Source organism: Melaminivora alkalimesophila (assembly GCF_000282995.1).
Taxonomy (GTDB): domain Bacteria; phylum Pseudomonadota; class Gammaproteobacteria; order Burkholderiales; family Burkholderiaceae_C; genus Melaminivora; species Melaminivora alkalimesophila.
Genome location: NZ_ALEE01000652.1, coordinates 1 through 7,718, shown reverse-complemented (window position 1 = coordinate 7,718; position 7,718 = coordinate 1). Strand labels below are relative to the sequence as shown.

Below are 7,718 nucleotides of genomic sequence, written 5' to 3'. Positions count from 1 at the left end.
TGATGGCCGAGCAGCCGCTGCGGCTCTTGCCCGTGGTCTGCCCGGCCACGCCGAACCCCGCGGCGCTGGAGCTGCTGTGGCAGCTGTGCGCCGTGCTGCAGCGCTTGTCCTACCCGGTCATCGTGCTGGACGGCAGTGCCGCCGAGGGGCGTCACGCGCCCGGGCTGGCCGAGTTGCTTGCCGGCATGCCCTGGCCCGGCGAGCCCGACCCGGGCGCCAGCTCGGCGCTCGCCATCGTCCCGGCTGCGCGCGGGCTGGCCCGCCTCGCCCGGCGCGACCGCTCGACCGGCGCCGCCGATCCCCTGGCGCCCCTGGCGCCCCTGTTTCGCAACTACGCGGCGGTGGCCCTGCACGCCAGCGCCGAGCAGCTCGCCCCGCTGGTGCAGCACCGGCGCGATTGCGTGCCGCTGGTCGTGACCGGCCCGCGCGCGCGCGGCATGGTGGCCGGCTACCGCCAGCTCAAGCACCTGGTGCTGCATGCCGCGATCTCTCGCTGCATGGTCGCCGCGCTGCGCCCGCACGCCGTGCCAGCCGCCGACCGGCAGACGACCGAGGCGCTGCAGGCCCTGCAGCGCAGCGCGCGCCAGCATCTGGGCCTGCGCTGCCACGGCACCGTCGTGGCCCCCGGACGCCTGCAGGACATCCAGCGCCTGGCCTTGCAACTGCTGGAGAACGGCTGCACCATGGACACGGCCGGCGAACGCCAGGGGGGCTGCCTGCCCTTCGGGCGGGACGCGTGCGCCTCCTTCTTCCCGGAATGCAGCCACTGACAAGAAGCACGATGTACACCGCGAAAGGCCAGCTCGACCGCGACGCCCTCTTTCACCAGCACCTGCCGCTGGTGCGGCGCATCGCGCACCACATGATCGCCAAGCTTCCGGCCAACGTCGAACTGGACGACCTGATCCAGGTCGGCATGATCGGCCTGACGGATGCGCTGTCGCGCTACGAGGTGGCGCAGGGCGTGCAGTTCGAGACCTTCGCCAGCCAGCGCATCCGCGGCGCCATGCTCGATGAGCTGCGCGCCGGCGACTGGATGAGCCGCAGCTCGCGCAAGAGCCAGAAGGAGATCGAGCAGGCCCTGCACCGCGTCGAGCAGCGCCTGGGGCGCAGCCCGCTGGAGTCGGAGATCGCCGAGGAGCTGGGCATCAGCCTGCAGGACTACCAGACCCTGCTGGGCAAGGTGCGCGGCACGCAACTGGTGTATCTGGAGGACATGCACCGCGGCAGCGAGGAAGACGAGGGTTTCCTGGACCGCCATGTCGCCGACGACGCCGCCGACCCGATGGCGCTGCTGCGCGACCAGCGCCTGCGCGCCTCGCTGGTGGCCGCCATCCAGGCGCTGCCCGAGCGCGAGCAGTACATCATGGGCATGTACTACGAGCAGGACATGAACCTCAAGGAGATCGCCGCCGTCCTGGGCGTGACCGAGTCGCGCGTCTGCCAGCTGCATAGCCAGGCGATCGCGCGCCTGCGCACCAAGATGCGCGCCCACTGAGAGGCGCCGGGCCGCCTGCCGGTGCCTGCGTCCCGTCCCGTATGCGGACGGGGGTGCGTTCAGCCCGGCGCGCGGTAGATGCGCGCCCCCGGCGCGCCCGCCCTGCCGGAATCCGGTCCGTAGGTCACGTCATCGAGCGGCGGCAGCAGGGATTGCGCCTGCTGCTGGGTCAGCGCGAGCGCCCGCGCCAGCTGGTCGCGCAGCTGCCCGAGCTGGCCTGCCAGGGCGCGCACCCGCGCTGCGTGCGTCGGCCCCAGCGGCTGGGCGGCTTGCAGCTGCAGCAACGCCGCGGCCGCCTCGCGCAGCCTTTGTGACCCCTGTTCCAGGGCCGGGGCGTCGGAAGACAAAAGCGCAGCCTGCAAGGCCTGCAGCTGCGCTTCGATGAGGGAGAGGGTGGTGTCTGGTTGCGCCGGCATGGCGCCTTTACCTTACAGCGTGGGCTCAGCCTTGCGGGGCGCTGCGCGACAGCACCTCGTAGGCGTTGGCCAGCAGCTTGTCGGCCACGGCCTCCGCATCGACGCGAAAGCTGCCGTTTTCGATAGCGGCCTTGACGGCCCGCACCTTGGCGGCGTCGAAGTCGGCGCTGCTGCGGCTGGCGTCCACCGCGCGGGCTGCGCTGGAAAGGGTGACCGGCACGCCGGCACTGGCGGCCGCGCCCGAGGAGGCGACGCGCGATGCTCCCTGGCTTGCGGCCTCGGCGGCCGGAGCGGGCGCTGCTGCCTTGGCCTGCTGCTGGCGGGCAGCGGCGGCCTGGGACGAACGCGCGTTGGCAAGTTCCGGGTTGTTTCCTATTTTCATCGCACTCTCCACAGTCCCTGCCTCAGATGGGGGTCCGTGGTTGTCTTTTCGACCCTTCGAGCGCGAACTTTAGGGCAATGTGGCCCACTGCGCTCAAAGGGCCGCCTGCACTGTCCCATCTTCAGAGACAGTCCCGCCCACGATACGACCATTGGCCATGCGGATGCGTACATTCTGCCCCACGGCGCCGGCCGTCAGGGCGCGGCCCGAGGACGTCACGGCGTAGCCCGGCCCCTGCACCACCACGCGCACCGGGCTGCCGGCCTTGAAGGCCTCGGGCGCGCGCACCATGCTCTGGCGCAGCGCCTGGCCGGCCTGCAGCGTGCGCGCAGCCGTCTGGCCGACCCAGTCCTCTGGGTTGGAGATGACGGCGGCCGGCTCGGCCGCCCAGTCCACCTCTGCCGGCACGGCGTCGTGCTCCGAGAGCGTCGCCCCGGCGGCCACGGGCGCGGCCAACACCCACGCCGGGCCGTAGGCGCGCACCGTGATCGGCAGGAACACGTTCCAGCGCGTCGCCCCCTGCACGCAGCGCAGGCCCAGCCGGCTGCGGCCCCACAGCCGTGCATTGGGGGGCAGATAGGGCTCGACCCGCTCGCAGGGCGCAAGGCGCAGGCGCGGATCCAGCGCCCCGACCTCGACCTCCATGCGCAGCGGCAGGGCGCTGGTGCCCTGCGCCTGGGCCAGGGCCTGGTCGGCCCATTCCTGCGTGAGGGCTGCCAGGTCCTGCGCCTGCCCGCCCGGTTGGGCATGTCCCAGGGCCGCACTGCCGAGCATGGCAGCCAGCAGCAGTGCCTTCGCAGCGCGGCGCGGCAGTATCGGATTCATGGCGCTCCTCCACGGGCGGGCGGGTGCGGGGAAGGCCCGGCCCCAAGTCATTTTCACGCCCTGCACTCTAGCCTCCGAGCGGCCCGGCAAAAGCCGCGAACAGCGGGCCGAAGCCTGCGCTCTTCCCCCTTTAGAAAAGGGCGCCGATTTCCATAATCGGTCCACGCCCAAAAGCGCGAACGCTGCTTCTCCACGCACCGCACGAGGTCCGATCCCATGCTCGACAAGCTCACCCAGCGACTGAACCTGCACGGCGATGCGTTGCTGCTGCGTGCCGAGCGCCAGCGCACCATCGCCAGCAACATCGCCAACGCCGACACGCCCGGCTACGTGGCGCGCGACTTCAAGTTCGCCGACGCCATGCGCGCCGTGGCCGACAGCCAGGCGGCTGCCGCCCACCCGGCGCGGCGCCACAGCACCAGCGATGCGCGCCACATCCCGCTGCCGGCCGTCGGCGAGGCGGGCGGCGCGGCCAGCACGCTGGGCTACGCCATGCAGTCGCAGCCCAGCCTGGACAACAACACCGTGGACATGGACCGCGAGCGCGCCGCGTTCGTGGACAACGCCGTGCGCTACGAGGCCACGCTGCGCTTCATCAACGGCCACGCCAAGACCATGCTCAGCGCCATCCAGGGCCAGTAAGCATCAAGGAGGCAGTTTCACCATGTCGATGTTCTCCATCTTCAACGTCTCGGGCAGCGCCATCAGCGCGCAGTCGCAGCGCCTGAACGTGGTCGCCAGCAACCTGGCCAACGTGGACGCCGTGGCCGGCCCGGACGGCCAGGCCTACAAGGCGCGCCAGGTGGTCTTCCAGACCGCCCCGATGGGCGCCGACAGTTCGGCCGGCGTGCGCGTGTCCTCCATCCAGGAAAGCGACGTGCCCGGCCGCCGCGTGCACGACCCGGCCAACCCCCTGGCCGATGCCGAGGGCTACGTGACGCATTCCAACGTGAACGCGGTGGAGGAGATGGTCAACATGATCTCCGCCTCGCGCTCCTACCAGAACAACGTCGAGGTCATGAACACGGCCAAGACGCTGCTGCTCAAGACCCTGCAGATGGGCCAGTAACCCCTGGCCACAACCGAAAGCCCGCCATGATCCTCAACCCCATCGGCACCACCGCCACGGTCAACTCCGGCGCCTCGGCCAACGCAGCCAACGACCCCGCGGCCATGCAGGACCGCTTCCTCAAGCTGCTGGTCGCGCAGTTGAACAACCAGGACCCGATGAATCCCCTGGACAACGCGCAGATGACCACCCAGATGGCGCAGATCAACACGGTGACGGGGATCCAGACGCTGAACCTCTCCATGCAGACCATGGCCGAGGAGTTCTCGACGATGCAGCAGATCCAGGGCATCTCGCTCATCGGCCGCTCGGTGCTCACCGAAGGCACGCGCATGAGCTTCAACGAGGGCACGGGCAAGGGCTACTTCAACCTGGAAGGCGCCGCGACGGATGTCAAGGTCGAGATCGTCACGCCCGGCGGCGTGGTCGTCGACACGGTGGCGATGGGCGCGCAGGACAAGGGCCGCCGCAGCTTCGAATGGGACGCCAGCAAGTACAGCGGCACGGCCAGCGACCTGCGCTTCCGCGTGACGGCCAGCAGCGGCGAGAAAGCCGTCACGGCCACGCCCTTGACGCAGTCGCAGGTCGTGGCCACCGGCTCCAGCGCCGGCGCGCTGACGCTGACGCTGGAAAACGGCGACACCGTCAACTACTTCCGCATCCACAGCGTGCTCTGAGAGCCCGCCCAACGCATCGCATTTCCGCCACCAGGAGCACACCATGAGTTTCCAGCAAGCCTTGTCGGGCCTCAACGCATCGGCGAAGAACCTCGACGTGATCGGCCACAACATCGCCAATGCCAACACCACGGGCTTCAAGGCCTCGCGTACGGAGTTTTCCGCCATGGTGGCCTCGGCCCTGGGCGCGGCCGGTGGCATCAACGCCGGCATCGGCACGGAGGTGTCGGCCGTCTCCCAGCAGTTCACCCAGGGCAACCTCACGGTGACGGGCAACAGCATGGACGTGGCGATCAACGGCAACGGCTTCTTCACACTGCAGATGCCCGATGGCACACGCGCCTACACCCGCGCCGGCAACTTCAAGCTGGACAACCTGGGCAACGTGGTGACCAATGACGGCGCCCGGGTCATGGGCTACCCCATCGACCCCATCACCGGCCTGCGCACCTCCAACACCGCCCAGCCGCTCACCTTCCCCACCACCGCGCCCATCCCGGCCAAGCAGACGACCAGCATCAACGCAGGCTTCAACCTGGATGCCCGCGTCACCAACGCAAAGGGCGATCCCAAAGCCACGCCGCCCGTGCCCGAAACGCCGCGCACCACCTACGGCACCTCGCTCAACGTGTATGACAGCCAGGGCGTGGCCACGCCGCTGAGCTTCTACTTCGAGAAGAACGGAGCCAACACCTGGGATATCTACAACCAGCTCAACGACCTGACCACGGCGTCGCCGACCATCCCGCCCATCACAGGCCGTGTGATTTTCGACCAGACGGGGGCAATCACTGCAAGTGTGACGCCTTCAGAGCTGAACAAGAATGGGGGCTCGAAAACAACCGACTTCCCAAAGGAATTCACTTTCAGGTTTTATGGTCCCGATGACAAGGGCGTCTATGCCATTCGTGAGGCTGTGGTGACGGCCAGCACTCCGGAGGCCGCCTGGGACTTCACTTACTCAGACAGTCCCACCAACACTGTGGTCGCATCCGCTCGGCTCAGAGAGGACCTGATGACCTATGACAGTGAAGCTAAAAAATGGAATTTCCCTGCGCCTGTCCCCGCAGCACGAGGCATAGTGACAGCAGCGCCCGCTGACCTTAAAACGGCCTCCGCCGCTGGAACGCAGTCGTTCGAGCTGAAGCTGAGCGTCAACCCCAACCCCGCCAATCCCAATAGCCCCCCCATTACGGGCGGCAACCCCGCGCCCGGCTCCTTCGATGTCACGCTGGACCTGAACAAGGTGACGCAGTTCGGCACCAAGTTCGCCGTGTCCGAGTTGCGGCAGGACGGCTACACCTCGGGCGAGCTCACGGGCATCAACTTTGAGTCCAACGGCATGATCACGACCCGCTACTCCAACGGCGTCACGCGTTCCGAAGGACAGATCGCCCTGGCAAGCTTTCGCAACACCCAGGGCCTGATGGGGGCGGGCGGCAACAATTGGGTGGAGACCTTCGAGTCAGGCGAGCCCATCATGGGAGCGCCCACCGACGGCAACTTTGGCGCGCTGCGCTCGGGCGCCCTGGAAGACTCCAACGTGGACCTGACAGCCGAGCTGGTCAACATGATGACCGCCCAGCGCTCCTACCAGGCCAATGCCCAGACCATCAAAACGATGGACCAGGTGATTTCCACGCTGGTGAACCTGCGCTGACGGCCTCTGAACGGAAAGCCCCGCCATGGACCGCCTCATCTACACCTCCATGACCGGCGCCAGCGCCGCCGCCCACCGCCAGGCGGTGCTGTCCAACAATCTGGCCAACGCCTCCACCACCGGCTTTCGCGCCGAGCTGTCCAACTTCCGCTCGGTGCCGCTGCAAGGCAGCGGCTCGACCACGCGCGTGTTCGCGCTGGAGGCGACCTCCGGCCACGTGGAAACCGCCGGCCCCGCCCAGACCACCGGCCGGGCGCTGGACGCCATGGCCGAGGGCAACGCCTGGTTCGCCGTCCAGGGCCTGGACGGCACCGAGACCTACACCCGCGCCGGGCGCTTCGAGGTGTCCGTCACCGGCCAGCTCGTCACCCCCAACGGGCAGGCCGTGCTGTCCGACGGCGGCGCGCCCATCGACGTGCCGCAGGGCGCCGAGGTGGTGCTGGGCGCCGACGGCACGGTGACCGCGCGCATCGCCGGCCAGCCGCCGCAGCCCCTGGCGCGCCTGAAACTCGCCACGCCCACCGACGACCCGCTCAGGCGCGGCGACGACGGCGCCTTCCGCACCGCCAGCGGCGAGCCCCTGCCCGCCGACCCGAACGCGCGCCTGCGCCCGGGCGTGCTGGAGGGCTCCAACGTGAACCCCGTCGAGTGCATGGTCGGCATGATCGCCGCCGCGCGCCAGTTCGAGCAGCAGATGCGCCTGCTCTCGACCGCCGAGAGCGACGACAAGAGCGCCGGCCAGCTGCTGAGCCTGACCTGACCTGATCTGACCGAGGACCACGACCATGATGAATTCGCTTTGGATCGCCAAGACCGGCATGAGCGCCCAGCAGACGCAGCTGGACGTGATCTCGCACAACTTGTCCAACGTCTCGACCACCGGCTACAAGCGCAACAACGCCGTCTTCCAGGACCTGATCTACCAGAACCTGCGCCAGGTCGGTGCCCAGACCACCGAGGAAAACCAGCTGCCCACCGGGCTGCACTTGGGCCTGGGCGTGAACGTGGTGGCCACCAGCCGCAACTTCACCCAGGGCAGCCTGCAGCAGTCGGGCAACAGCCTGGACGTGGCCATCGACGGCAACGGCTTCTTCGAGGTGCAGCTACCCGACGGCACCACCGGCTACACGCGCGACGGCTCGTTCAAGCTGGACTCGCAGGGCCGCCTGGTCACCAACGGCGGCCTGCCGA

At 68.9% G+C, this 7,718-nt stretch carries 11 protein-coding genes; 8 read left to right on the top strand and 3 right to left on the bottom strand.

Annotation, left to right across the window (positions count from 1 at the left end; genetic code table 11):
• Together A612_RS17420 and A612_RS12730 are read left to right on the top strand one after the other, a co-directional pair.
• A partial coding sequence (locus A612_RS17420) for a hypothetical protein (RefSeq protein ID WP_019374852.1) occupies positions 1-770 on the top strand: 770 nt, incomplete at its 5' end.
• 11 nt (positions 771-781) lie between these two features.
• Positions 782-1,498: an RNA polymerase sigma factor FliA gene (locus A612_RS12730; RefSeq protein ID WP_019374851.1), complete on the top strand. Its 717-nt coding sequence runs from the start codon at positions 782-784 to the stop codon at positions 1,496-1,498.
• Positions 1,499-1,557: 59 nt separating this feature from the next.
• Here the strand turns inward: A612_RS12730 and A612_RS12725 are convergent, their stop codons facing one another.
• The 3 genes from A612_RS12725 to flgA all read right to left on the bottom strand — a co-directional run bounded on the left by A612_RS12725 (position 1,558) and on the right by flgA (position 3,121).
• The gene (locus A612_RS12725) at positions 1,558-1,914 is read right to left on the bottom strand and encodes a hypothetical protein (protein WP_019374850.1); all 357 of its coding nucleotides are present in this window, start codon (positions 1,912-1,914) and stop codon (positions 1,558-1,560) included.
• A gap of 25 nt (positions 1,915-1,939) precedes the next feature.
• Entirely contained in the window at positions 1,940-2,296 is a 357-nt protein-coding gene (gene flgM / locus A612_RS12720) for a flagellar biosynthesis anti-sigma factor FlgM (RefSeq protein WP_019374849.1), read from the bottom strand.
• A gap of 93 nt (positions 2,297-2,389) precedes the next feature.
• A complete protein-coding gene (gene flgA / locus A612_RS12715) occupies positions 2,390-3,121 on the bottom strand; it encodes a flagellar basal body P-ring formation chaperone FlgA (protein WP_019374848.1) in 732 nt (243 codons plus the stop codon).
• A gap of 216 nt (positions 3,122-3,337) precedes the next feature.
• On the opposite strand from flgA, the gene flgB reads away from it, so the two are divergent.
• From flgB to A612_RS12685, 6 genes are all read left to right on the top strand, one after another.
• Entirely contained in the window at positions 3,338-3,763 is a 426-nt protein-coding gene (gene flgB, locus A612_RS12710) for a flagellar basal body rod protein FlgB (protein WP_019374847.1), read from the top strand.
• Between the two features lie 22 nt (positions 3,764-3,785).
• Complete coding sequence (flgC, locus tag A612_RS12705) at positions 3,786-4,190, top strand: flagellar basal body rod protein FlgC (protein WP_019374846.1); 405 nt, start codon at positions 3,786-3,788, stop codon at positions 4,188-4,190.
• Between the two features lie 26 nt (positions 4,191-4,216).
• Positions 4,217-4,867, top strand: coding sequence for a flagellar hook assembly protein FlgD (locus tag A612_RS12700; protein ID WP_019374845.1), 651 nt, complete (start codon positions 4,217-4,219; stop codon positions 4,865-4,867).
• 43 nt (positions 4,868-4,910) lie between these two features.
• Positions 4,911-6,527, top strand: a complete 1,617-nt coding sequence (locus tag A612_RS12695; protein WP_019374844.1) for a flagellar hook protein FlgE — start codon at positions 4,911-4,913, stop codon at positions 6,525-6,527.
• A 25-nt stretch (positions 6,528-6,552) separates the two neighbouring features.
• Positions 6,553-7,287, top strand: a complete 735-nt coding sequence (locus A612_RS12690) for a flagellar basal body rod protein FlgF (RefSeq protein ID WP_019374843.1) — start codon at positions 6,553-6,555, stop codon at positions 7,285-7,287.
• Positions 7,288-7,312: 25 nt separating this feature from the next.
• On the top strand, positions 7,313-7,718 hold a 406-nt coding region (locus A612_RS12685; RefSeq protein WP_019374842.1), incomplete at its 3' end, for a flagellar hook-basal body complex protein.

Excerpts from the sequence above, each read along its gene's own strand:
- A612_RS12725 (WP_019374850.1), bottom strand. The coding sequence starts at position 1,914 with ATGCCGGCGCAACCAGACACCACCCTCTCCCTCATCGAAGCGCAGCTG.
- flgA (WP_019374848.1), bottom strand. The coding sequence starts at position 3,121 with ATGAATCCGATACTGCCGCGCCGCGCTGCGAAGGCACTGCTGCTGGCT.
- flgM (WP_019374849.1), bottom strand. The coding sequence starts at position 2,296 with ATGAAAATAGGAAACAACCCGGAACTTGCCAACGCGCGTTCGTCCCAG.
- A612_RS12700 (WP_019374845.1), top strand. The coding sequence starts at position 4,217 with ATGATCCTCAACCCCATCGGCACCACCGCCACGGTCAACTCCGGCGCC.
- flgC (WP_019374846.1), top strand. The coding sequence starts at position 3,786 with ATGTCGATGTTCTCCATCTTCAACGTCTCGGGCAGCGCCATCAGCGCG.
- A612_RS12695 (WP_019374844.1), top strand. The coding sequence starts at position 4,911 with ATGAGTTTCCAGCAAGCCTTGTCGGGCCTCAACGCATCGGCGAAGAAC.
- flgB (WP_019374847.1), top strand. The coding sequence starts at position 3,338 with ATGCTCGACAAGCTCACCCAGCGACTGAACCTGCACGGCGATGCGTTG.
- A612_RS12690 (WP_019374843.1), top strand. The coding sequence starts at position 6,553 with ATGGACCGCCTCATCTACACCTCCATGACCGGCGCCAGCGCCGCCGCC.
- A612_RS12730 (WP_019374851.1), top strand. The coding sequence starts at position 782 with ATGTACACCGCGAAAGGCCAGCTCGACCGCGACGCCCTCTTTCACCAG.